Raw genomic sequence first — 24,599 nt, 5'->3', positions numbered from 1 at the left:
CGCATTGACGCAAAGGACACGTGGGCGCGTCCACTGTCGTGAGCCGGAGCCGGACATCACGGCTCCGACCTGGAGACCTCACCGGCCCGCGCTGCGCATTCCGGGGGGCGGGTTGTGCAGCGAGTCCATCTCCTGACGCGTGCGCCGTCGGTCCGGCGTGTCCCTCGGCAGCTCCACGAAGGTGCACATCTCGCACAGGCGGCTGTAGATGCGCTCGCCCACGCGCTCACGCAGCAGCTCGGAGTCCTTCACCGTGGCGCGCGCGTCCTCCGTGGTCCGGTAACCCGTGGGCCCGTTGGCGCGCTGCTTCTTCTCCGGCTCCAGCGAGTAGTTCGTCGCGAACAGCGTGGTGCGCCCCGCGTTGTACCGGCGGGCGATGAGCTCATCGAGGGTCTCCATCTCGAAGGGGCTGCCGCGCCCCTTGCCCAGCTCGTCGATGGCCAGCACCTCCACCTCCGACAGCGGGCCGATGATCTCCCCGCCGCTCTTGCCCTCCTGGAAGCCGCGCCGGATGGTGGCGTACAGCAGCGAGATCTCCACGTACCGCGCCCGCGCGCCCACCTCGATGACCAGGTGGCCCAGCGTGGCCGCCAGCAGGTGCGTCTTCCCCGTGCCGACAGGCCCGCTCAGGATGAAGCCCTTGGACGTCGCGCCCTTCACGTACTGGTGGCCGAAGTGCATCGCCACGCCGCGCCCCCGGTCCTGCGCTTCGTTGAAGGCCCGGTAGTTGTCGAACGACGCATGCGCCACCACGCCGGGCAGCCGCACCTCGTTGTAGTTCGCCACGCGCTTGCGCCGCCGCGTGCACGTGCACGGCTCCATCACCTCGTAGCGCTTGGGGCCCACCTTCTGGCTGAACACGTTCTCGCGCTCGACGAGCACATGACCCCGTCCCTCGCAGACGGAGCAGTTCTCCGAACACACGCACACGCGCGCCTGGGCCTGGTCTCCCTGCCGTTCGATGACGTACGTCCGGCCAGCACAGACACGGCAGCCGTCGCCGCCCACCTTCGCTCCCACACCCGTCTCGCGCATCGCCATAGCAGAGCCCTTCCCCGTCGCCTCGTGAACTGAACGCACGAGCAGTGTCGGGTGCTTCTCAGACTTCCTTCACGCCCAGTCGCCGCCGCACCGCCGCCACCAGGCGAAAGCGCCGCGACAGCTTCCGCGCGCGCACGGACATCACCTGTTGTTCGGTACCCACCGAAAGCGCGTCACGCCACACCTGGCGCCGCTGTGGGAAGGGCAGGGCGCGCAGGAGCACCAGGAAGCTCAGGGACTCCTGGGCATCCAGCGCCGAGGGCTCCTCCGGAATCCGGGCGAGCACCGTCCCGCGCAGCCACGCCACCCGGGGCGCCAGCAGGGACTCCCGCCCCGCCAGGTCCTGGAGCGCGTCCACCAGCCGGGCGTGTCGGGTCTGCTCCCACGACAGCGCCTTGCGACGTCGCGAGGGGGCCTCCGGCTCCGCGGCCATGCCCGCGCCCGCCGCCAGCGAGCGGTACTTCTTGATCTCCGCGTCCACCTGCCGCCGACATGCGCGCAGGTTGCGCAGCACCGGCTCACCCGGACGCGCATCCCACAGGGCCTTCTCAGCGGAGCGGGAGATGCCTCGCGCCACCACCTCGAAGGGCACGCCTTCCCGCGCCCACGCCGTGAGCAGCTCCGTGTCCAACGCCGACAACATGAGCCCCGCGCCACGCACCGCGAGGAAGTAGTCCTGCACCAGCTCCTCGAAGCTGGCGCTCTCCGGCAACAGGCTCATGATCCAGCACGACTCCCAGCAGGGCGACCGGACAGCCGGCCGTCCGCTCCCCCATACCCGGTGGGTCCGACAAGGCAACCACCTTGTCGTCCTTTTCACAGTCGTTCTGGAAGTTTGCCGGCATGCTTTCCACTTCTGGAGCGGCCAGCCAGTCAGGGTTGACCCTGCCCTTGGAAACCGCGCATAGTGGTTCTCCCCGAATGGAAATTCCCGAAGATTCCCGGCCACTTGGCTGTCTGGCAAGCAACCGGGGACGCCGGTCCCCCCCGCTTAGGAAGACCATGCGCCGTTCGCTCCTCGTCTGCCTCGTGCTCCTGGCCACGGCCTCCGCCGCTCAGGAGAAGAAAGCGCCGCGTGACGCCGACCTCGGCAGGAAGTCCGCCACCGCGGTGGACAAGTCCCTTGCCGGAGACATCACGCGCGAGAAGAAGAAGGAAGAAGTCGCTCCCGCGCTCCAGTACGACCAGTTCCGTCTCGGCGTCGAGTTCCAGGTGGCTTCCAAGCGGCGCGAGCAGATCGCCTCGCTGAAGAAGATCATCTCCCTGTCGCCGGACCCGAAGGAGGTCCCCAGCCTGTTGTTCCGGTTGGGTGAGTTCTATTGGGAGGAATCGAAGTTCTACTTCTTCGAGGCCAACCGCAAGGACGACGACCTGCTCAAGGCGATGAACGCCAACGACGCCGCGGGCCAGCAGCGCGCCAAGGCGGAGAAGGCCGAGCTCGTCCTCAAGCAGAAGGAGTACGGCAAGCTCGCTGTCGAGCAGTACACGAAGATCGTCCAGGAGCACCCGAAGTTCGAGCGCACGGACGAAGTGCTCTTCTTCCTCGGTCAGTACCTGATGGAAGAGGGCCAGGACAGGAAGGCGCTCGTCGCCTTCAAGCGCCTGGTGGAGAAGCACCCGACGTCCAAGTTCATCCCCGACGCCTACCTGGCGTTCGGCGAGTACTACTTCAACAACTCCAAGGGCAAGCGCCCGGAGCTGGAGAAGGCGCTGGTGGCCTACAAGAAGGCCGCCGAGTTCCCCGAGAGCCAGGTGTACGCGTTCGCCCTCTACAAGCAGGGCTGGTGCCACTACAACCTGGGCGACTACGAGGCGGCGAAGGACAAGTTCAAGACGGTGGTGCTCTACGGTGAGCTCGCCGGCGCCAACGCGGTGGAGAAGGACGGCGGCAAGAGCGGCCGTGGCTCGCTGGTGCGCGAGGCCCGCACGGACTACGTGCGCGCGTACGCGCATCAGGGTGACGTGGCCCAGGCGCGCGCGGACTTCGGCAAGGTCGCGTCCAATCCGGATGATCGCTTCACGATGATGAAGCAGCTCGCCAACATGTACTACGGCGACGGCAAGGACCGCGAAGCGGCGCTGACCTTCAACTCCCTCATCAAGGAGAAGCCGCTGTCGCCCGAGGCGCCGGGCTTCCAGGGGAAGATCGTCGACTGCATCCTGCGCATGGGCAACAAGGAGCGCACCGTGGCCCAGGTGCGCCGGCTCGTGAAGATCATGAAGGAGGTCGAGGGCTCCGGCGTCATCAAGGAGGACAAGGACAAGAAGCTGCTCGCCGAGGCGAAGGAGCTGTCCGAGCGCACCCTGTCCAACCTGGCCGTCACCTGGCACAACGAGGGCAAGAAGACGCGCAACGAGGACACGTTCCGCTACGCGGACGCCGTCTACAGCGACTACCTCACGCTCTTCCCGGACAACCCCAAGGCGTATGACCTGCGCTTCTTCTGGGCGGAGCTGCTCAACGACAACCTGCAGAACTACGAGAAGTCCGCCGCCAACTACACGCTGGTCGTCCTGCAGGACGCCAAGGTGCTGGAGGCCAAGGACGACAAGGGCAAGCCCAAGCCGGGCAAGCCGGGCAAGTGGCTGCAGAACGCCGCCTACAACGCGGTGCTCGCCTACGACGAGGTCGTGAAGACGGCCGAGTCGCGCGGCGAGGCGAAGAGCGAGGGTGTGTCCTCGGACATCACCAAGAAGGCCACCATCCCCACGCTGAAGAAGGCGCTGCTGGACGCGTGCGAGCGCTACCTCAAGTACGTGCCCAAGGGCGACAAGCGGGTGGAGATCGCCTTCAAGGCGGCCAACATCTACTACCGCCACAACCACTTCGACGAGGCGGTGCTGCGCTTCAGCGAAATCGCGCTCGGCTACCCCGAGTACAAGTTCGAGGACGGCTCGCGCGCGGCGGAGATCAGCGCCAACCTCATCCTGGACTCGTACAACCTGCTGCAGGACTTCGCGAAGGTGAACGAGTGGGCGCGCCGCTTCTACGCCAACGACAAGCTGGCGACGGGCAAGTTCCGCGACGACCTGGCCAAGCTCATCGAGCAGTCGTCCTTCAAGCTGGTCAGCCAGCTGGAGGAGAAGAAGGAGTTCGCCAAGGCGGCCGAGGCGTACCTCAACTTCGTGCACGACTTCCCGCAGACGGAGATCGCCGACCTGGCGCTCTACAACGCGTCCGTCGACTACTACAAAGCCAAGATGCTGGATAAGACCATCGAGGTCCGCGCCCGGCTCTTCGCGCAGTACCCCCGTTCCAAGTACGTCCCGGACTCCATCTACGCGAACGCGGAGGCGCTGGAGGCCATCGGCGACTTCGAGCAGGCCGCGACCACGTACGAGCTGTACGTGAAGGGCTACGAGCGCAGCGTGGGGGAGAAGGGCGGCGGCAGCGCCAAGGCGCGCGGCAAGAACGCCAAGGGCGCCAAGAAGGGCGGCGGCGACGACAAGCCGGCCGTGGTGCAGAAGTGGGACGAGTCCAAGGCGCAGGTGGCGCTGTTCAACGCGTCCACCTACCGCGAGGGCCTGGGCCAGACGAAGGCCGCGCTGAAGAACCGCGAGCGCTACCTGGAGCTGTGGCCCAAGGCGAAGGACGCGGACGATATCCGGCTGTCCATCATCGACCTGACCGGCAAGAGCGGCGCGGGGATGAAGGCCATCAAGATGTTGGAGGAGTACGAGCGCGACAACATGCGCTCGGCCAGCAAGTTCCTCACGGCCGAGGGTCGCATCATCGACCTGTACAAGAAGATGAACAAGACGCGCGACGTGGTGCGCATGTACAAGCGCGTGGGCGAGCACTTCGACCAGCTGCCGCGCCGTGTGCAGGGCACGCTGGAGAAGCCCGCGCTGGCCACCGCCGCGCAGGCGCACTTCCTGGGCGTGGAGCCGGACTGGGCCGAGTACAAGCGCCTGAAGCTGGCCTGGGGCGCGCCGCCGTCGCCGGACCGCTTCCGCGCCAGCATCCAGGACAAGAGCCGCGCGCTGCAGGTGGTGGAGAAGAAGTACGTGCAGACGGTGGCCCTGGGCGCGCCCGAGCCGTCGCTGTGCGCGCTCAACCGCATCGGCCTGGCGTATGACCACTTCGCCGACCGCGTCACCAACGCGCCCATGCCGCGCGGCCTGGATGAGGAGTCCCAGCAGGCGCTGCGCGACGAGTTCTCCAACCAGGCCCAGCCGCTCAAGGACAAGGCCACGGAGGCCTTCGCCGCCACGGTGGCCAAGAGCCGCGAGCTGGACGTCTTCAACGACTGCGCCGCCGAGGCGCTGAAGATGCTGCGCACCACGTACCAGCCGGACCGCTACCCGGACATGCACGAGGAGAAGGTCGCCCTGAAGAGCCGCAGCCAGCTCATCGGTGGTGACGTGCTGGCGGGCATCCAGGACGTGCCGCCCCCGGCGCCCACCGCGGTGGCCGAGGTCAAGAAGAAGGAGACGCTGCAGGAGGACCTCACGGACCTCACCGCGCAGCTGCGCTCGCAGACCGAGACCCAGGTGGACACCAAGTCCACCGCCTCCACCCCGGACGGCACCAAGCCCGCCAAGACGGGCGGCGCCGACGAGGAGCCGGAGGACTTCCTCTAATGAACCGGACGACCCGTACCATGCGCCTGTTCCCCCTGCTGGCCGCCGCGGCGCTCATCGCCGCCGGCTGCTCCTCGTCCAAGGCCACCGGCCCCGCGGCTCCGTCCAAGGGCCCCATCGCGAAGACGCCGTCGGACGCGCCGCCGCCGCCCATCTCGAACACGGCCAAGGCCCGCTTCGAGGACGCGGTGAAGTCCTTCGACACGCAGAAGAAGGCCAAGGCGTTCGACTACCCGGCGCTGGAGCGCAAGTTCAAGTCGGCGCTGGAGTCCGACGCGAACCTGGCCGAGGCCGAGTACAACCTGGGCGTCATCGCCGAGCGCCAGGGCAACACCACAGAGGCCAAGGCCCGCTACAAGGCCGCGCTCACCAAGAAGCCCTCGCTGCGCCAGGCGTCGGAGAACCTGGCCGTCATGGAGCAGAACGCGGGCAACGTGGCCGGCGCGGTGGCCCTCTACCAGGAGGTCCTCCAGCGCTACCCGGATGACGCGCAGTCGCGCGCCCGTCTGGCGGAGATCTACCGGCAGCAGAACGACCACGACAAGGCGATGGAGCTGTCGCGCGGCGCGCTGATGCGCGACCCCGCGTCCACCACCGCGCTGAAGGTGATGATCCGCAGCTACCTGGACCGCAAGCAGCTCTCCATGGCGAAGCTGGTGGCGCTGCGCGGCGTGAAGCTGGACGGCGCGGACCCGGAGCTGCACCACCTGGTGGGCATCATCCAGCTGCGCGAGGGCAACGCGGACGACGCTCGGCTGTCCTTCAAGAAGGCGCTCGAGGCGCGCGAGGACTATGTCCCCTCGCACGTGGAGCTGGCCCAGCTGTCGCTCGACGCGGAGGACTATCCCGGCGCTGAGGAGCACCTGCGCCGCATCCTGCAGGCGGATGGGAAGAACGCCACCGCGCACCTGAACCTGGGCCTCTCCTACAAGGGCCAGGGTCAGTACGACAAGGCGATGCAGGAGTACGACGAGGCGGAGAAGCTGGATCCGGAGCTGGCGGCGGTGAGCCTCAACCGCGCCATCATCCTGCACAAGGTGAAGGACGCCCCCGAGCGCGCCGTGGAGCTCTACAAGAAGTACGTGGCCATGGCGGGTGACGGCGTGGGGCTCTCCGGTGAGTCCCCTGTCTTCGGGCTGCTGCGTGAGGCGGAGACCATCGTCAACGCCAAGCGCGAGGCCTCCATGGCCGAGCAGCAGGCGAAGAAGATGGAGGAGCTCCAGAAGCAGCAGCAGACCCAGATGCAGGCCGCGGAGAAGAAGAACCAGGAGAAGAACGCGCCCCCGCCTCCGGGTGGCGCCGTGGCTCCGGCGGCTGGCTCCGGTACGGGCGCGCAGGCCACGCCCGCGGGTGGGACTCCACCCCCGTCGCCCGCACCTGCTCCCGCGCCCGCGGAGAAGAAGAATGCAGGCACGGCGGATCCTTCCGAGCCGGGTGAGCCGGAAGACGACCTGCTGTGAAAGTTGGGACGTCCCCGGGTGCCTTCGCTGTGGCGGGCCCCGGGGCGATGATGCGAACCTTCGCGGTGTCCGCGTCAGTGGACACACGGTGTGGAACGGGCCCGGCGGGGCCCGCGTGGGAGACAGTGATGCGGAAGGCTCTGATGCTGTGCGTGGTGCTCTCGGCCGGGACTGCGTTCGCCCAGGATGACGCCGCCAAGCCGGCGGGCGGTGGGGCGGGCGAGGGCAATGTGCGCTACTCGAAGACGACCAGTATCGACTTCGAGGACGACACCATCGAAGGCGACCTCACCAAGCCGGACGGCGAGTACATCGAGGCGCGCGACAAGGTGAAGCACTCGAACCTCATCCGCATCCGCGAGGACTTCGAGGACAAGGTGATGCAGTCGGTGGGCGAGCTGTAATTCCGCCTTCCTGCGCCGGTGGGAACCTGCCGGCGCGAGCGTTGTCATAGCGAGCATTGACCCCACGCAGGAGCCTTCATGGCCGTTCCGCTGACACTCAAGGTCTTCAAGGGCGAGACGTTGGTCGCCTCCAAGGACTACGAGCGCGACATCATCAAGATTGGCCGTCTGTCCTCGGCGCACCTGTGCCTGGAGGACGAGAAGGTCAGCCGCATCCACTCCGTCATCGAGGTCGCCGGCGACGGCTCCATGTCCATCATCGACATGGGCAGCGTCGAGGGGACGTACGTCAACGACAAGCGGGTCAACAAGGGCCAGCTCTCGTTCGGTGACAGGATTCGCGTGGGTGGGACGACCATCCACCTGGAGAACCCGGCCGCCGTGGCCGCGGTGAACCTGGCGGTCGCCGCCGCGAGCACCGACGCCACCACGGAGAAGAACCCCGTGCTGGTCCCGGGCGCTCCGGCCGCGGGGCTCGCGCAGGCCGCCGCCGTGGCCGCCGAGCCAGAGGCTCCCGCTCCGGCCGCCGCCGCGAGCACGGGCGCGCTGGATGCCTCGGTCGCCGCCACGCAGAAGAACGCCATCGTCGCCGCCGAGGAGCCCGCTCCCGTGGCCCGTGAGGCCGCCGCCGAGGTCGCGCCGCGCGCTCGCACCGTGCGCCGCTCCAAGTCGAGCGGTCCGCAGGGCGTGGCGCTGCGCTTCTCCTGGGGTGACCAGCGGGTGGGCGAGTTCTTCGTGGGCCCGGGCGCCAAGCGCGCCGTGGCCGTGGGCAGCGCCGCGGGTGTCGACTTCGTCATGGGCGACGCCAAGCTGGGCGGCCCGCGCTTCGAGGTGCTCCGCACCGACGGCCAGTCCTTCACCGTGCGCTTCACGGGGAAGATGAAGGGCGAACTGGTCCGCAAGGGCGAGACGCAGGAGCTCAAGGCGGTCATCGAGTCCGGCAAGGCCTCGCACGAGGGTGACGCGTACACGCTCACGCTCGACGCGGAGGACTTCTTCTGGGTGGACCTGGGCGGCGTGACGATGGAGGCCGTCTTCCAGGCGGTCCCCAAGCGCGTCGTGGCGCCGCTGGGCGAGTCGCTGGACTACACCGCGCTCAACATCTTCCTGGTGATGTTCTTCGCGGCCACCGCGTTCGTCATCACCGCGATGAACCGCACGGGCGAGGGTGACGAGTACGCGGACGAGCTGTCCGCCAACTCCGCGCGCATCGCCAAGCTCATCATCAAGCCGCCCGAGGTGCAGAAGAACAAGTTCCTCGAGCGCCTCAATCAGCAGAAGGAGGCGAAGAAGAGCGGCGAGATGGCGGCCAAGAGCCGCGGTGACGAGGGTCAGATGGGCAAGAAGGACGCGCCCAAGACCAACAACCGCACCGCGCCCAAGGGCGACCCGAACAAGAAGGACGAGGCGCGCGCGCTGACCGCCAAGATCTTCGGCGGCGGCAAGGGCGGCATCTCCACCGTCTTCGGCAGCAAGGGCCTGGGCGGCGACCTGAAGAGCGCCATGGGCAACATGTTCGGCGCCAAGGCGGGTGACTCGGGCGGCTTCGGCGGCCTGGGCCTGCGCGGCTCTGGCGGCGGCGGCGGCGGCACGGGTGACACCGTGGGCATCGGCGGCATCGGTACGAAGGGCCGCGGCGGTGGCACCGGCAGCTACGGCACCGGCGTGGGTGTGCTGGGCGGCAAGTCCAGCGTGGACGTGGGCATCACCTCGTCCGACCCGGAGGTCATGGGCTCCTTGGACAAGGAGCTCATCCGCAAGGTCATCCAGGCCAACCGCGCGCAGATCCGCTACTGCTACGAGAGCATGCTCAACCGCTTCCCGAAGCTGGGTGGCAAGGTGGCGGTGAAGTTCGTCATCACGGCCACCGGCTCCGTGGCGTCGTCCTCGGTGGCTCAGTCCACGGCGGGCAACGCGGAGCTGGAGACGTGCGTGGCGGGCCGCGTGCGCACCTGGAAGTTCCCGGAGCCCAAGGGTGGTGGCGTGGTGGTCGTCACCTATCCGTTCATCTTCAAGCAGTCCGGCGAGTAGCGCGCCGGGTGTTCACCGTTGGACGGGCGGCCCTTCCCCAGGGTCGCCCGCGCAGTCACCCCGGCTCCCGTCCCCCGAGGGAGCCCCTGTCAACCTCAGGACCGCATGAAAGCCCTCGCCCCCATTGCCCTGTGTGCCGCGTTCGTCCTCCCCCTGGCCGCGAGCGCACAGCAACCACCCTCCACGGCGACGGGCGACCGGCCCGCCACCACGTTCGATGAAATCGAGCGGGGCTTCTACTTCGCGCTGCTCGGCGGGCCGCTCTTCGTGACGAACCCGCCCGCGGCCGAGGGGACGCCCCGGCCGTTCTCCTCGGGCCCCATGGCCCAGGTGGAAGTCGGCGTGGACCTGGGTGAGCGCATCTCCGTGGGCCTGTTCGTCATGGGCTCCAGCATCCGCACCAGCGCCGAGTACATCGGCGAGTCCGGTGGCGCGGTGTCCGGGGACTACTCCACCTTCGTCCCGGGCGCGGTGCTGCGCGCGCGCCTGGTGGGCCTGGCCGACAGCCAGGAGGTGAAGCGCACGTGGTTCTACGTCCGCGCGGGCGCGGGTTATGCGATGTTCTCGCCGAAGCGTCTCCTTCCGGATTCCGACATTCTTGTGTTTGCCGGGCCCGGAGTGGAGTACTACACACGGTTGCGCCACTTTTCCGTGGGGCTCGAGGTCACGGGGAACTACCTCGTTTCCGGAGGCTCGTTCGGATTCGCTGTGGCGCCGAACATTCGCTACGCGTTCTAGCGGGAGATAGACGTGCCTCAGGAGAATGGAAGCGGTGGGCCGCGCCAGGGTGGGCGCGGTCGTGACGGGGGTGCGCCGGGTCAGGGCCCGCGCCGTGATGGTCCTGGCGGTGGATTTGGTGGCCGTGGCGGTCCCGGAGGCCCTGGTGGTGGCAGGGGCGAGGGGCGTGGCCGTGGCGATGGCCGGGGGCGTGGCCGCGACGAGGGGCCCGTGGGCCCGGGTCAGCGGGTCATCTCCGAGCTGAGCGTGCTGGAGAAGGCGCTTTCCAAGACGGACTTCTCGGCCGAGAAGGCCCCGCTGCAAGCGATTGTCCGCTCGCTGCGGCCCATGCGGCTGAAGTCCCTGGATGATCTGGACCTCAACACGCGCGGTCGCCTCATCACCACGATGCTGCGCGTGCAGCGTCAGCCCAAGCCGGCCGCGCCGCAGGCTGCCGCCGCCGACGCCGCTCCGGTCGAGGCCCCCGAGGCTCCGGCCGAGGCCGCCGCTCCCGCCGAGGGCGCGGAGGCTGTCGCGACGGAGGGCGCTCCCGCGGAGGCGGCTGCTCCGGCGGCGCCCGCGGTGGACCCCGCGAAGGAGAAGTTCGACGCGTGGACGGACGTGCTGTTCCTGGTGGGACAGGTCTGGCGCGCGGCGGGTGACAAGGAGCGCGCCGAGGTGGCCTTCACCGCCAGCGGCCGTCAGCCGGGTCCCGAGGTCGAGGAGCCCCAGGCGGCGCCGCAGGCCCGGACCGAGTCGCGTCCGGAGCGCGGAGAGCGTCGCGAGCGCCCGGAGCGAGGCGAGCGTCGGGAGCGTGGTGAGCGCCCCGAGCGCGGCGCTGCCGGAGAGCGTCGCGAGCGCCCGGAGCGAGGCGAGCGTCGGGAGCGCGCTGAGCGTCCCGAGCGCGGCGCGCCCGGTGAGCGCCGCCCGGTGCCCGAGCTGACCGGGGACTGGAAGGAGCAGGCCAAGCAGCTGGAGGCCATGGGCCGCACGCGTGACGCGGGCCGGCTCTACGAGCGCAACGGCGGCTTCGCCGACGCGACGCGCCTGTTCGAGGCGGGCGGGGACCTCAAGAGCGCCCTGCGCAACGCCCTGGCGGGTGGGGACAACGACTCCGCGCGCAAGCTGGTGAGCACGCTGCCGGCGGATCAGCTCGCCCCCACGCTGGAGAAGGCCGGTGCCTACGAGCTCCTCATGGAGCACTACGTGGGCAAGGGTGACTTCGAGAACGTGGCGCGCCTGTACGAGCGGGCCCGTCAGTTCGACCAGGCCGCGCTCGCCTACGAGCGCGCGGGCAAGCTGACCCTGGCGCGCAAGTCGTACGAGCGCTCGCGGGACATGGCCAGCGCCAACCGCATCCGCGGGCTCGAGGTGAAGAGCCTGGTGGAGCGTGGCGACCGTCTGGGCGCGGCCACGCTGCTCGTGGCGGCCGGCCAGCGCCGCGAGGCGGTGGAGGTGCTCGGCACGCTGCCTCCTCCCAAGGCGTTCCACTTCATGCAGCGGCTGAAGCTGGATGAAGAGGCGAAGGAGCTGGCGCAGCGCGAGCTGGCCCGGGCCGAGTCGGAGCAGAAGCCCGCGGGCCGTGCCCGGTGGCTGGAGCTGCTCGGCGACGTCGCCGCGTCCGCCGAGGCGTGGGAGGCCGCGGGGCGCAAGGACAAGGCCCTTCCGCTCCACGAGAAGCTCGGCAACCTGCCGCGCGCCGCCCAGCTCGCGGAGGAGCTGCAGCAGCGCGACAAGGCCGTGGCCCTCTACACCCAGCTGAATGACAGCGCGGGCGTGGAGCGGGCCAAGGCGCTGCCCGAGGCGGCCCCTGCTCCGGCGCCCACCGAGGCGTCCGCGGGGGGCGAGGACGGGGACGTACCCCCCGACGCTTCCTCGGCCGAGTAGCAAGAAGGCCAATGATTCCCGCCCTTTGGCGGGTTTTGCACGATTGCTCGGGGGCGCTCGCGGCCGGTAGAGTCCGGCGGCTGGCGCCCCCGCTGCGTTCCATTTTCACCCCCGAGGCCCGCCGTCCCCATGCAACAGCCCACGTCTGCTCGACCCACGCTGCGCGTGTCCGATGACCGGAGCTTCGTCGAAGCCGAGGCCGCCCTGGAGAAGGCCGGCCGTGTGGAGGAGTTGATCCGCCTGTACGAGGGACGCTCGCGCGACGTCGCCAGTGATGAAGCGGTGCGACTGTTGTGCCGCGCGGCGGAGCTCGCGCACGAGCGGCAGCGCAACGCGCCTCGGGCGGAGGAGCTGCTCAAGCGAGCGCTGCTGGTGGCGAAGGAGCCGCTGCCGGCGTTGCGCGGCCTCAAGCGCCTCCACGAGTCGCGGCAGGACGCCGCGGCGTTGTCGGACGTGCTGGAGAAGTTGGGCAGCGCGACCCAGGGCGAGGAGAGCGCGGGCCACTACCTGAAGGCGGCGGACCTCTACGAGCAGAAGCTCTTCCGTCGCGACCGGGCGGTGTTGTGTCTGCAGCGCGCGGCGCGCGCGAAGTCGGACCGGGCCATCTTCCGGCGGGTGCGGCAGCTGCTGTTGTCCGAGGAGCGCTTCCAGACGGCGTTCGAGGCGCTGGAGCGCGAGCGCGAGGCGTTGGGCGACGCGGGCATGGCCGAGGAGTACGCGGCGCTCGCCGAGCGACTGGTGGACGACCCCACCGAGCACGAGCTGGCGCAGCGGGTGCTCGAGGTCGCCCGGACGTTGGAGCCGCAGAACGCGCGCGTGGAGAAGGCCACCCGGGCGCTGCAGCGCTTCGAGCAGACGTGGCGTGACCGCGTGCGGATGTTGCGCGGGATGTCGTTGGAGGAGCGGGACCGGAAGAGCGCCGCGCGGCTGTCGCTGCTCGTGGCGAAGCTGTTCGCCTGGTACGACCCGGGCTCGGCCGGCAAGGTGAAGGAGGCGTTGGACCGCTGCTTCCTCCTGTGGCCGGGCATGCCGGAGGGCCTGTCCCTCATCGAGAAGATGGCCGCGCGCGCGGGCACGGACTTCGCGCCGGCCATCGAGCAGATCGAGGCGATGGCGGGCGAGGTGAAGGACCGCGGCGCACAGGTGGACCTGTGGCTGCGCGTGGGCACGCTGCGCCTGGGCAGGCTGAACGACGCGCCCGGCGCGCTGGCGGCCTTCGAGAAGGCGGTGGCGGCGGACCCGTCGCGCGCGGACGCGGCGAGCCTCACGGCGGAGCAACTGCTGGAGGGAGGCCGGGCTCAGGACGCGGTAGTGGTGCTGGAGCGCTACCTGGGCACCGTGAAGGACAAGTCGGGACAAGCGGGGATGCGCCTGCGGCTGGCGGAGCTGTGCCTGACGCAGCTCAAGGATGGCTCGGCGGCGCGCGCGCACCTGGAGGCGGCGCTCAAGCTGGACCCCACGCACGCGCTGGCGGCCTTCCAGCTCGCGCGGCTCCTGGCGGAGGACGAGGAGCTGGAGGCGGTGGTGCCGCTCCTGGACCTGGCGTTGCTGGCGCCCCGGCCGAGGGCGGAGCGGGTGGCCTTCTGCGAGGCGCTCGCGCTGATGTTCGAGGAGAAGGACGACGCGCGCGGCGCCTTCGAGGTGCTGTCGCGGGCGCTGGAGTTGGACCCGGCGCGTCCGCTGCTGCTCGGCTCGGTGGTGGAGCACGCGGAGAAGGCGAACGCGAGGCCCGCGCTGGCCCTGGCGCTCCAGCGCGCGGCGCAGGCGGCCCCGGTGGTGGAGGTCGCCGCGACGCTGTGGCGGCAGCTCGCGCAGCTGCTGGAGGGACCGTTGGCGGACCCGGTGCGCGCGGAGGCCGCGTGGCGCGAGGTGTTGGTGCGCGTGCCCGGTGACGAGGCCGCCGCGGAGGCGGTGAAGTCGCTGCAGGCGGCCGCGGCGCTCGCGGATGATCCGAAGGCGCGCATCGAGGCGGAGGTGACGCGGCGCGAGGCCGCGGGCGCTCCGCCCGAGGAGCTGGAGCCGCTGGTCCGTGAGTGGACGCAGCTGGCGCCCGATGAAGTGGGCGCGGTGCAGCGGCTGCAGGCCTTGTGCGTGGCGTTGTCCCGCTTCGACGAGGCGGCGGCGTTGGCGGGGAGACTGGCTTCGCTGGCGGAGACGCAGCTGGAGCGCAACGAGTGGACGGCGCGCCAGGCCAAGCTGTACGCGGAGCGGTTGGGACGGCAGGAGGACGCGGCCGACCTGTTCCTGGGTCTGCTGACGGAGAACGTGTCCACGGGCGTGGTGGTGGGCGGCCTCGAGAGACTGGCGGCCTCGGGCGTGCGGACGCAGGAGGTCACCGAGGCGCTGGCGGCGCACTACGGGCGCGCGGGTGACCACCAGCGACAGGTGGCGGCGCTGCAGCAGCAGCTCGAGTCCACGACGGACGCGGCCGCGCGCAAGCGGCTGTTCTCGCTCCTGGCGAGCATCCACGAGAAGCAGCTCGCGGACAGCCGCGCGGCCTTCGACACGCGCGTGCGCGTGGTGCGCGAGGACCCGCGGGACGAGTCATCGCGCGGCGAGGCCTTGCGGCTGGCGAGGGATTTGTCGGCGCACGCCGAGCTGGGGCGCGTGTTGCGCACGCTGGCGGCCGAGGCCGAGGACCCCGCGGTGGCGCTGTCGCTGCTGACCGAGGCGGCGGGCCTGGCGGAGGAGGGCGGGCTGGTGGCGGAGGCCATCGCCGCGCTCGAGGCGGCGGTGGAGCGTGCTCCGGAGTCGGGCGCGGTGCTGCAGCGACTGGTGCGCCTGTATGGGCGCGCGGGCCGCGCGGCGGACGCGGAGGAGCTGCTGCGCAAGCGCATCCAGGGCGCTCGCGGCGCGGAGAAGCTGGAGCTGCTGCTCCAGTTGGTGGACCTGAACACGGAGCTCGGGCGACCGGCGCAGGCCGCCGAGGCGCTCCAGTCCGCGCTCTCGCACGGCGCGGAAGAGGGCCGGCACCTGCCGCGCCTGGCGGAGCTGTACGAAAAGGCCGGCCGCACGCGGGAGCTGGGCGACACGCTGGCGAGGATGATTGGTCTGGCGGAGTCGGCGGGCGAGTCGGACAAGGTCTCTCGCCTGAAGCTCCGCCGCGCGCAGTTGCTGCAGGGCCTGCAGGACGGCAGCGCGGAGGCGGTGAGCAGCTACGCGGACATCCTGCTGCAGCGCCCCTCGGACCCGGACGCGCTCGCGGCGCTGGAGGCCATGCTGGCGTCGGGCACGGCGCGCGAGGCCGCGGCGCGCGTGTTGTTGCCCGCGCTCGAGCGGACCAAGGACTACCGCAAGCTGGTGGCCACGCTGGATGTGCTGGCGGAGGTGGCCAAGGACGACACGGCGCGGGTGCAGGTGCTGCGGCAGGCCGCGCAGGTGCATCTGGCGCATCTGCGGCAGCCGGAGCTGGCGTTCGCGGCCCTGGCCCGTGCGCTCCGATTGGCGCCCGGCGACGCGGGGCTTCGCTCCACGGCGCGTCAGGCGGCGGAGGACGCCGACGCGCTGGACAGCTACGCGGAGATCATCGAGGAGCTGGCGGAGGAAGGCGACGTGGGCTCCGCGCGCGCGGCGCTGCTGCGCGAGCTGGCCGAGGTGCAGGAGAAGAAGCTCGACGACAAGGCGGGCGCGGTGAAGGCCCTGCGCGCGCTGCTGGCGCTGGAGCCGGGCAACCTGGACAGCCTGCGCGCCTTGCAGCGTCTGCACCGCGGCGGCGAGGAGTGGGCCGCGCTGGCGGAGGTGCTGGAGAAGCTGGCGGCCGCGTCGCCGGAGCCGGCCGAGCAGCTCGTGTTCCTGCGCGAGGCCGCGCTGCTGCATGAGGCTCGCCTGTCGGACCTGGAGAGCGCGGCGGAGGCGTGGCGCGCGATTGCCCAGCGAGACCCGGCCAACCGCGAGGCCGCGGCCACGTTGGACCGGCTCTACACGGAGCTCGGGCGGCATCAGGACCTGGCGTGGGCGCTGGCACTGCGCCGCAATCAGGAAGGCCAGAGCCCTCAGGGGCGCGAGGTCTCCTTCCGTCTGGCTGAGCTGCAGCGCACGGTGCTCGACGATTCGAACGCGGCGCTGGGCCTCTACAAGCGCATCCTCGCGGAGGACTCGGGCCATCCCGGTGCTCGGGCCGCGCTCGAGGCGTGGGTGAAGGCGGCGGTGTCCGCCAGTGGCGCCGCGCTGGATGTGTTGGACCCGGTGCTCGTGCAGGTGGGCGACCATGCCCGCCGCGTGTCGCTGCGCGAGGCGCGGATGGAGTCCGCGCTCACCACGGAGAAGATCCTCCTCGCGGGGGAGATTCGTCGCATCTACGAGCGTGACATGAGCCAGCCGTCGCTGGCCTTCATGTCCTCGGTGAAGTCCTTCGCGCAGGGCCTGGACCGGGACGGTGTGCGCCCCGACCTGGAGCGCCTGGCGCGCGAGACGGGCTCGCACGAGGTGCTCGCGGAGATCTACGAGACGGCCACGGTGGAGCTCACCGAGGGCGACTCGGCCGCGCTGGACCTGTTGCGCCGTGCCGCGGAGCTGCGTGAGTCGTTGGACCAGCCCGAGGAGGCCGCGCGCCTCTGGAAGAACCTGCTCGCGGACGCGCCGCAGGACCGCCAGGCATTGGAGGCGCTGTCCCGGCTGTACGAGAAGGGCCAGAACGCCAAGAGCCTGTCGGAGGTCTACACGCGTCAGGCCCAGCTCTCCCAGGACGCAGAGGAGCGCGTGGGGTTGTTGCTCAAGGCGGGCGAGGCCTACGCCAACGCCGGTGAGGACGCGCGGGCCATCGAGACGTACCGCTCGGCGCTGGCGCTGAGGCGGCTGCCCGAGGGGCTCCTGGCGCTGGAGCGGCTGTACGCGAAGGCGCGGCGCTTCGTGGAGCAGGCGGACGTGTTGGACCAGCTCGCGGACGGCGCGGCCGACGATGGCGCGCGGCGGGGCTGGCTGCTCAAGCGCGCGCAGTTGCTCGAGAAGGAAGTGGGCCCGGCGGAGGCGCTGCCCGTGTATCGCCGGCTGTTGGAGCTGGCGCCCGGGGATGGCCAGGTGGTGGCGGGCCTGGAGCGGTTGATGGCGCACGATGGGCCTCGCGTCGAGGCGGCGCGCCTGTTGGAGCCCGTCTACCGGGGCCTGAACGACACGCGGAAGCTGGTGGAGGTCATGGAGGTGCTGTTGCCCGGCGTGGCGCCGGAGCGGCGGCTGGAGCACATCCAGGAGATCGCCACCCTGCGCGAGGCGCTGGGGCAGACGTCGCTGGCCTTCGTGGCGCGGCTGCGCGCGTTCAACGAGTTCCCGCAGGAGACGTCGGTGCGCGACGAGCTGGAGCGGCTCGCGGCGGACTCCGGCTCGTTCGAGGAGGTCGCTGGCGCGTACGAGGACCAGCTCGAGCGTGACACCCAGGAGCCGCTCGCCGGGGATTTGTGGCGCCGGCTGGCGACGCTCTACGACAACCGCCTCAAGCGCTACGACCTCGCGGTGCGCGCGCTGGAGGAGGTGAGCCGCAGGGACCCGAAGAACAAGGCGGTGCTGGAGTCCATCGCCCGCGTCCATCGGCGCACCGGGGCTCACCGAGAGCTGGCGCTGGTCATGCGGCGGCAGGTGGCGGCGGAGCCGAGCGCCGCGTCGCAGGTGAATCTGTTGTTCGAGCTGGCGCACCTGGCCGAGGAGACGCTCGCGGACAAGGCGCTCGCGGCGCAGGCCTACCGCGAGATTCTGCTGCTGCGTCCGGAGAACGCGAACGCGCTCAAGTTGTTGGGGCGCGTGCTGGCGGACATGGAGCGCTGGGCGGAGCTGGCGCAGCACATCGAGCGTGAAATCCAGCTCGCCGACGCGCGCGGTGCTCAGGAGGAATCGTCCGATTTGCGCGTGCGGTTGGGGCGCCTGAAGTTCTCGCGCCTGGACGACCCGCGTGGCGCGCTGGAGCTGTACCAGTCCGTGTTGGAGCGGCGGGCGGGACACGCGGGCGCGGTGGGCGCGCTCGAGGAGATGGCCCGCTCGGAGAGCCCGCTGCGTGGCGCGGCCGCGAGCGCGCTGGAGCCTGTCTTCGTCGCCGTCGGCAACCACCTCAAGCAGGTGGAGATGCTGGAGTCGCGCGCGTCGGCGGAGGCGGTGCCCCAGGAGCGCGCCGCGCTCTTGCGCCGCATCGCCGAGATGTACGCCGGTCCGCTGGAGAACGCGGAGATGGGCTTCCTGGCGGCGACGCGTGCGCTGCGCGAGCTGCCCGACGACCTGCGCTCGCTGGAGCTGTGCGTGTCGCTGGTGGATCGCGCCGAGGCTCCCGAGGAGCTGGGCGCGGTGCTGATGGAAGTGGCGCCCAAGGCGGGGGACGCGGCGCGCGCGGAGATGTATCGCGCGCTGGCGCGGCTGCAGACGGACCTGGGCGAGCCCTCCGAGGCGCTGACGTCCTGGAAGCGCGTGCTCGAGCTGCGGCCCTCGGACACCGAGGCGTTGGATGGCACCGTGCGACTGGTGGCGTCGCAGGGCAAGCCGACGGAGCTGCTCGAGGTGCTGCGCCGTCAGCTCGCGGTGGCCGAGGACCCCGCGCGTCGTGCGGCGGTGCTCTTCCAGATTGGACACCTGCAGGAGGAGCAGCTCCAGGACGCGCTGGGCGCGCTGGCGACCTTCCGGCGCCTCTTGGAGCTCAAGCCGGACGACGTGGCCGGCCTGGAGCGCATGGAGGCGCTGTGCCAGAAGCAGGAGCGCTGGCCGGAGCTGGCGGACGTGCTGGCCCGCCGCATCGCGCTGATGCCTCCGGAGGCGGGGCTGGAGCTGAAGTTCCGCCTGGCCTCGGTGCGCGAGACGCGGCTGTTGGACCGCACGGGCGCGCTGGCGCTGTACGGTGAGGTGCTGACGGTGCAGCCCAACCATCCGGGCGCGGTGGGCCGGATGGAGGCGCTGGTGTCGCGCGAGCCGCAGAACCTGCTCGCGGTGGAGACGTTGCTGCGCGCCTTCCGCGCGAGTGGCGACGTGCCGCGACTGGCGCAGCTCATCGAGACGCGCGTGGGCGTGTCCACGGATGCCTTCGAGCGCAAGGCGCTGTTGGGCGAGCTGGCGACACTGCGCGAGTCGCAGGGCGAGTCGGAGCTGACGTTCCTGGCGCTCTTCCGCGCGTTCAAGGAGGACCCGAACGACGGTGAGGTGCGCCGTCGTCTGGAGAACGCCACGGATGCCTCGGACAGCTACGACGAGCTGGTCGCGGCGTACGAGGAGGCGCTGCCGCGCGTGGCCGAGGCCGCCGACGCGGCGCAGGTGTGCCTGAAGCTGGGGCAGTTGCTCGAGTCGAAGCTGCGGGACTCGGACCGCGCCGTCTCGTACTACGAGCGGGCGCGCACGCTGCATGTCGCCGTGCAGGCCAAGGCGCTGGTGGCGCTGGACCGGCTGTACCTGGAGCTGCAGGCGTGGCCGGAGCTCGCGGGCATCCTGGAGGCGCTCGTCACGGGCGCCACCGAGCAGGCCGAGCGCGTGGGCTACCTCTTCCGCCTGGGGCAGCTCTATCAGGAGCGGTTGGACAGCCCGGACCGCGCGGCGAGCGCCTACGAGGGCATCCTCAAGCTGGAGCCCGGGCACCTGGCGTCCGCGCGACTCCTGGAGAGCATCTACGAGGCGGCCTCCGCGTCGGAGAAGCTCTACGCCATCCTCAAGCTCCAGTCGGAGAAGGTGGCGGGGGCGGAGCGGGACCGCGTCCTCGCGAAGATGGCGCAGGTGTCCGCCGAGGGGCTGTCGGACCTGGGCGGCTCCATCGAGCTGTACCGCGAGCTGCTGGCGAAGAACGCGCGCAACGACCAGGCCTTCTCCGCGCTCGAGTCGCTGTACGAGCGGGCGAATCGGCCGGAGGATTTGCGCGCGCTGCTCGAGGGCCGTCTGGCGATGACGCTGGACCCGCGCGAGGTGGTGCGGCTCAACGAGCGGCTGGGGCGTGTGGTGTACCGGCTGCTCAAGCAGCCCGAGGCCGCCGTTCCGTACTTCAAGGCGGCGTTGGACCGTGACGCGCGCAACCGCGCGGTGCTGGACACGCTGCGCGAGCTGTACGACGAGACGGAGCAGCGCGAGGAGCTGGTGGGCGTGCTGCGCCGCCTCATCCCGCTTCAGGAGAACAGCGAGGGCGTGAAGGCGCTGCGCCTGCGCCTGGCGGAGGTGCTCGCCGGAATGGGGCGCCGCGAGGAGGCGCTGGACGCCGCCCGTCGCGCGTTGGAGGTGGAGCCCCACCAGGTGTCCGAGCTGGAGCGCGTGCACACGCTGTTCGTCTCGCTGCGCGCGTGGAACGACGCGGTGCGCGCGCTGGAGCTGAAGGTGCAGGTGCACCTGGCCGCCGAAGAGCGTGAGCGCGCCGTCGCCACGTACTACGAGGTGGCGGACCTGTGGGCGGGGCCGGGCGGCAAGCCCGAGCAGTCCACCGGGGCGCTGGAGAAGGTGCTGGAGCTGGACCCCGCGAACCGCGCGGCGTACGAGCGCGTGTGCGAGCTGTACCGGACGTACAACGACTGGCGCGCGTACGCGACGGCCGTCGACCGGTACATGCCCCACTTCGTCACGGACGAGGAGAAGATGGCCGCCCTGCGCGAGCTGGCTCGCGTCCAGGAGGAGCGGCTGGGGCAGAAGGACGTGGCCTTCCTGGCGCTCTGCCGCGCGCTGCAGCTGGATGCCTCGGACGACACGCTCCGCGAGGAAGTGGAGCGGCTGGCGGACGAGACGGGCAGCCACGAGGAGCTGGCGGCCGTCTACGAGGAGGTCGCGGACGAGCTACCGCGCGGGCCATTGGCGGAGCGGCTGTACGCGACGCTCGCGCGAGTCCACGACACGCGGCTGGATGACCCGCAGGCCGCGGAAGGGGCGTTCCGGAAGATTCTCGAGTTCGACCCGACCAACGCCACCGCGCTGGACGGACTGGCCGCCGTGTTCCAGCGCCGGGGCCACGAGCGTGAGTACGTGGTGGCGCTGGAGCAGAAGCTCGAGGCCGCCGGCTCGATCGAGCAGCGCAAGAGCATCCTCCGGGAGATTGCCCGCGTCTGGGACGAGAAGCTCGAGGACCCGTCCGAGGCCGCGAGCGCGCTGCTGCGCGCGCTGGAGCTGGAGCCGGACACCGAGACGCTCGGGGTGCTCACCGCGCTGTACCGGCGGCAGCGCGCGTGGCGCGACGTGGCCATGACGTTGCTGCGCACCCGGGACCTGGCCGCCACCGCCGAGGAGCGCGCGCGCATCCAGGTGGAGGTCGCCGGCGTGTTCGAGAGGGACCTCTCGGACGACGACTCCGCGGTCGCCGCCTACCGTCAGGCGTTGGAGCTGGACCCGGTCAACCGCGAGGCGCTGGAGTCGCTGGAGCGGCTGCACACCAAGCTGGACCAGCCGGCGGACCTGCTCGCCATCTACGAGCGGATGTTGGAGCTGAGCGACGACTGGCGCGAGAAGGTCCGCGTCCTGTTCCGCAGCGCCACCATCTGGGAGGACAAGTACCAGAACCCGGCCAACGCGGACGTGTGCGTGGAGAGCGTGCTCTCCATCGATCCGCAGAACGTCCAGGCCATCAAGGTCCTCATCCGCCTGCGTCGGGTGCAGGGCCGCTGGGAAGACCTCATCAACGCCTACGAGCGGCAGCTCTCGCTCGCCGTCAGCCCCGAGGAGCAGGCGGAGCTGTACGTGGACATCGGCAACGTCCAGTACCAGAACCTCAAGGCGGTGGACCGGGCCGTCAACAGCTACCACGCGGCGCTCGCGGCGGACCCTGGCAGCCGGCCCGCGCTGCACGCGTTGGGCAAGCTGTACGAGCGCAGCGGCAACTGGCCCTTCGCGCTGGAGATGCTCCAGAAGGACGCGGAGCTGGCCGGCCAGTCGAAGGATGCGGTGGAGCTCTACTACCGCCTCGGGAAGATCAACGAGGACATGCTGATGGACACGGGCAGCGCCCGGAATGCCTATCAGCTGGCCATCGCCATCGACGCGGGCCACCTGCCCAGCCTCCGCGCCCTCAAGGGCATCCTCGAGCAGGAGAAGGACTGGAGCGGCTACGAGCAGACGCTGCGTCAGGAGGCCGAGCAGACCGAGGACCCGGTCGCCAAGGGCAAGGCGCTGTTGGACGTGGCGCGCTACCACGCGGAGACGCGCGAGGACCGCGACACGGCCACGGGCTACTGGGAGGAGGCGCTCAAGCACATCCCGGACAGCATCGAGGCCGCGCGTCCGTTGGCGGACGTGTACATCGCCCACGAGCAATGGTCCGACGCGGAGCGGATGCTCGACATCGTCACGCGCAAGCTGTCGGAGAAGGCGATGGTGGAGAAGGACGCGGCCACCGCCGCGGACCTGTGCCGCCAGCTCTACCGGCTGGGCTACGTGGCGGAGAAGCTGGGCCGGCGCGACAAGGCGCTCAGCTGCTACGAGACGGCGTACGAGCGCGACGCGACGTACCTGCCCGCGCTCGAGGGCTACGGCAACCTGCTCGTGCAGACGCGCCGCTACGAGGGGGCGCTCAAGGTCTTCCAGACCATCCTCATCCACCACCGCGAGGAGCTCACGGACCTGGAGGTCGTGGAGGTCTACTGGCAGCTGGGTGACATCCACGCCGCGCTCAACCAGGCGGACCGCGCGCAGAACCACTTCGAGAAGGCGCTGGCCATCGACCCGGGTCACGAGCCCACGCTGCGCGCGCTCGTGGTGCTGATGGACAAGGCGGGCCAGTTCGAGAAGTCCGCGGACCTGCGCCAGCAGCTGGTTGGCGTGCTGGAGGGCGAGGCCAAGGTGAAGGTGTACCTGGACCTGGGCCGCATCTCCCGCGATGAGCTGCACGACCCGTACATGGCCATCGACGCCTTCACCGGCGCCCTGCGCGTCCAGCCCGACGCGCTGGAGGTGATGGACCAGCTCTACGTGCTGCTGCGCGAGACGCGTCAGGGCCAGAAGGCCGCGGACGTGCTGGCGCGGATGCTGGCGCTCCCCGCGCTGGCGTCGGAGCCGCACAAGGCCAAGCGCGTCTGGTTCGCCCTGGGTGAGCTGCGCCGTGACGACCTGAAGGACGTCGACGGTGCGGGCCAGGCGTTCAACGCGGCGTTGGATCTGGACCCGCGCTTCGTCGAGGCGTTCAGCTCACTCGAGGCGATGCTCGGTGGTGCCCGCCAGTGGAAGTCGCTGGAGGAGAACTACACGAAGATGCTCGGCCGCCTGCCCAAGACGCCGGAGACGCACGTGGCGCGGATGGCGCTGTGGCGTGCGCTCGGTGACTTGTATCACCAGGTGCTCAAGCACCCGGAGGGCGCGGTGGCCGCCTACGGTGTGGCCGCCAAGGGCCTGCCGGACGATGCCGCAGTACAGGAGGCGTACGCCGAGCTCGCCGGCAACATGCCCGGCAAGGAGGAGGAGGCCATCGCCGCGCTCCGGCGCGCGCTGCCTCACACGACCGACGCGCGGAAGATCTGCGGTCAGCTCGTCCGGCTCGCGGCGCTGCGCAAGGACTACGACCTGGCGTGGCTCGCGGCCCAGGCCGCCTCGGGGCTGCTCGGCGAAGCGGGGGAGGACGAGAAGGAGATCCTCTCCAAGCTCGGGCCCTACGCGAAGAAGAAGGAGGTCGCGCAGCGTCCGGTCGACGACCGGCTGTGGCACACGCACCTGTTCCACCCGAAGGCGCGCGGGCCACTGGCGGAGCTGCTCGGTCTGCTCTTCGCCAAGGCGGGACACCTGTACGCGGTGCCCTTCACGCAGTACCAGCTCGTGCCGAAGAAGCACCGCATCGACGTGGCCAGCGCGCAGGAGTACCACGTGCACCACTACCGGTACGTTGCGCGCCTGCTGGGCATGGAGGGCGTGGAGCTGTACTCGCCCTTCCTCGTGGCCACGCGCGAGCGCATGGCGAAGCGCTCCAACGAGCCCGCGCCGGAGCCGCTCGTCAACGTGGAGCTGCTCCAGACGCATCCGCCGTGTGTCCGCGTGGGCGGGAAGTACTTCGCGGAGCAGGGGCAGAAGGAGGTGTACTACCTCTTGGGCCGCGCACTGGCGCTGGCGCGTCCGGAGCTGGCCTTCGCGCAGTACGTGCCCGCGGAGCGACTGGAGGCCATCCTCCAGGCCGCGCTGAACCTCGTGGTGGGAAATGTGCGCGTCGCCGAGTCCCTCCACGGCGTGGAGATGGAGCGGCGGGCCCTGGAGAAGGTCCTCACGGACGTGGACCGCGCGGGGCTCGCCAAGGCGGCCCGGGCGTGGCTCCCCACGGCGACGCCGCAGTCGGTGCGTCAGTTCCTGGAGGGCGCGGAGCTCACCGCCGCTCGCGCGGGCCTCTTCGTCGCCGGGGAGATGGAGCCGGTGCGCCGGCTGGTCCAGGGCGAGACGGGCTCCTCCTTCCGCGTCGTCCCTCGAAACAAGCTCAAGGAGTTGCTGGTGTTCGCGACGTCCGAGGAGCTGCACCACCTGCGTGTGGCTGTTGGCACACACGTGGAGGTACAGGTGCGCAGATAACGCGGTAGAACCCCGGCAAGGGTTCACGCGTTGATGAGCAACCGGGCGGTCGAGGTACTGATCCTTGACC

The 24,599-nt window shown here is 70.5% G+C and carries 9 protein-coding genes; 7 read left to right on the top strand and 2 right to left on the bottom strand.

The annotated features are described in order from the left end of the window. Nucleotides 1-78: 78 nt before the first annotated feature. Together LXT21_RS00800 and LXT21_RS00795 are read right to left on the bottom strand one after the other, a co-directional pair. Nucleotides 79-1,041 (bottom strand): ATP-binding protein, encoded by a 963-nt coding sequence (locus LXT21_RS00800; protein WP_254036172.1) that lies wholly within the window; start codon nt 1,039-1,041, stop codon nt 79-81. A 58-nt stretch (nt 1,042-1,099) separates the two neighbouring features. Continuing rightward, nucleotides 1,100-1,762 carry a hypothetical protein gene (locus LXT21_RS00795; RefSeq protein ID WP_254036171.1) on the bottom strand — a complete coding sequence of 221 codons (663 nt, stop codon included), beginning with the start codon at nt 1,760-1,762 and terminating at the stop codon, nt 1,100-1,102. 281 nt (nt 1,763-2,043) lie between these two features. On the opposite strand from LXT21_RS00795, the gene LXT21_RS00790 reads away from it, so the two are divergent. The 7 genes from LXT21_RS00790 (at nt 2,044) to LXT21_RS00760 (ending at nt 24,529) form a co-directional block, all read left to right on the top strand. After that, complete coding sequence (locus tag LXT21_RS00790; RefSeq protein WP_254036170.1) at nt 2,044-5,625, top strand: tetratricopeptide repeat protein; 3,582 nt, start codon at nt 2,044-2,046, stop codon at nt 5,623-5,625. Further along, entirely contained in the window at nt 5,625-7,085 is a 1,461-nt protein-coding gene (gene gltE / locus LXT21_RS00785) for an adventurous gliding motility TPR repeat lipoprotein GltE (RefSeq protein WP_254036169.1), read from the top strand. Before LXT21_RS00790 ends, gltE begins: the two co-directional genes overlap by 1 nt. Nucleotides 7,086-7,213: 128 nt before the next feature. Continuing rightward, nucleotides 7,214-7,489, top strand: a complete 276-nt coding sequence (gene cglF / locus LXT21_RS00780) for an adventurous gliding motility protein CglF (RefSeq protein WP_254036168.1) — start codon at nt 7,214-7,216, stop codon at nt 7,487-7,489. Nucleotides 7,490-7,567: 78 nt separating this feature from the next. After that, entirely contained in the window at nt 7,568-9,520 is a 1,953-nt protein-coding gene (gene gltG / locus LXT21_RS00775; RefSeq protein ID WP_254036167.1) for an adventurous gliding motility protein GltG, read from the top strand. Nucleotides 9,521-9,625: 105 nt separating this feature from the next. Continuing rightward, nucleotides 9,626-10,258, top strand: a complete 633-nt coding sequence (gene cglE, locus LXT21_RS00770) for an adventurous gliding motility protein CglE (RefSeq protein ID WP_254036166.1) — start codon at nt 9,626-9,628, stop codon at nt 10,256-10,258. Between the two features lie 210 nt (nt 10,259-10,468). After that, nucleotides 10,469-12,124: a DEAD/DEAH box helicase gene (locus tag LXT21_RS00765; RefSeq protein ID WP_254036165.1), complete on the top strand. Its 1,656-nt coding sequence runs from the start codon at nt 10,469-10,471 to the stop codon at nt 12,122-12,124. 129 nt (nt 12,125-12,253) lie between these two features. Beyond that, nucleotides 12,254-24,529, top strand: a complete 12,276-nt coding sequence (locus tag LXT21_RS00760; protein ID WP_254036164.1) for a tetratricopeptide repeat protein — start codon at nt 12,254-12,256, stop codon at nt 24,527-24,529. Nucleotides 24,530-24,599 lie beyond the last annotated feature (70 nt).

Source organism: Myxococcus guangdongensis (assembly GCF_024198255.1).
In the GTDB taxonomy this organism is placed as follows: Bacteria; Myxococcota; Myxococcia; order Myxococcales; family Myxococcaceae; genus Myxococcus; species Myxococcus guangdongensis.
The sequence above is the reverse complement of the archived record's forward strand: the minus strand, read 5'-3'. Positions and strand labels throughout refer to the sequence as shown.

Coding starts and splice junctions, on each gene's coding strand:
- LXT21_RS00800 (WP_254036172.1), bottom strand. CDS start 1,041: ATGGCGATGCGCGAGACGGGTGTGGGAGCGAAGGTGGGCGGCGACGGC.
- LXT21_RS00795 (WP_254036171.1), bottom strand. CDS start 1,762: ATGAGCCTGTTGCCGGAGAGCGCCAGCTTCGAGGAGCTGGTGCAGGAC.
- LXT21_RS00790 (WP_254036170.1), top strand. CDS start 2,044: ATGCGCCGTTCGCTCCTCGTCTGCCTCGTGCTCCTGGCCACGGCCTCC.
- gltE (WP_254036169.1), top strand. CDS start 5,625: ATGAACCGGACGACCCGTACCATGCGCCTGTTCCCCCTGCTGGCCGCC.
- cglF (WP_254036168.1), top strand. CDS start 7,214: ATGCGGAAGGCTCTGATGCTGTGCGTGGTGCTCTCGGCCGGGACTGCG.
- gltG (WP_254036167.1), top strand. CDS start 7,568: ATGGCCGTTCCGCTGACACTCAAGGTCTTCAAGGGCGAGACGTTGGTC.
- cglE (WP_254036166.1), top strand. CDS start 9,626: ATGAAAGCCCTCGCCCCCATTGCCCTGTGTGCCGCGTTCGTCCTCCCC.
- LXT21_RS00760 (WP_254036164.1), top strand. CDS start 12,254: ATGCAACAGCCCACGTCTGCTCGACCCACGCTGCGCGTGTCCGATGAC.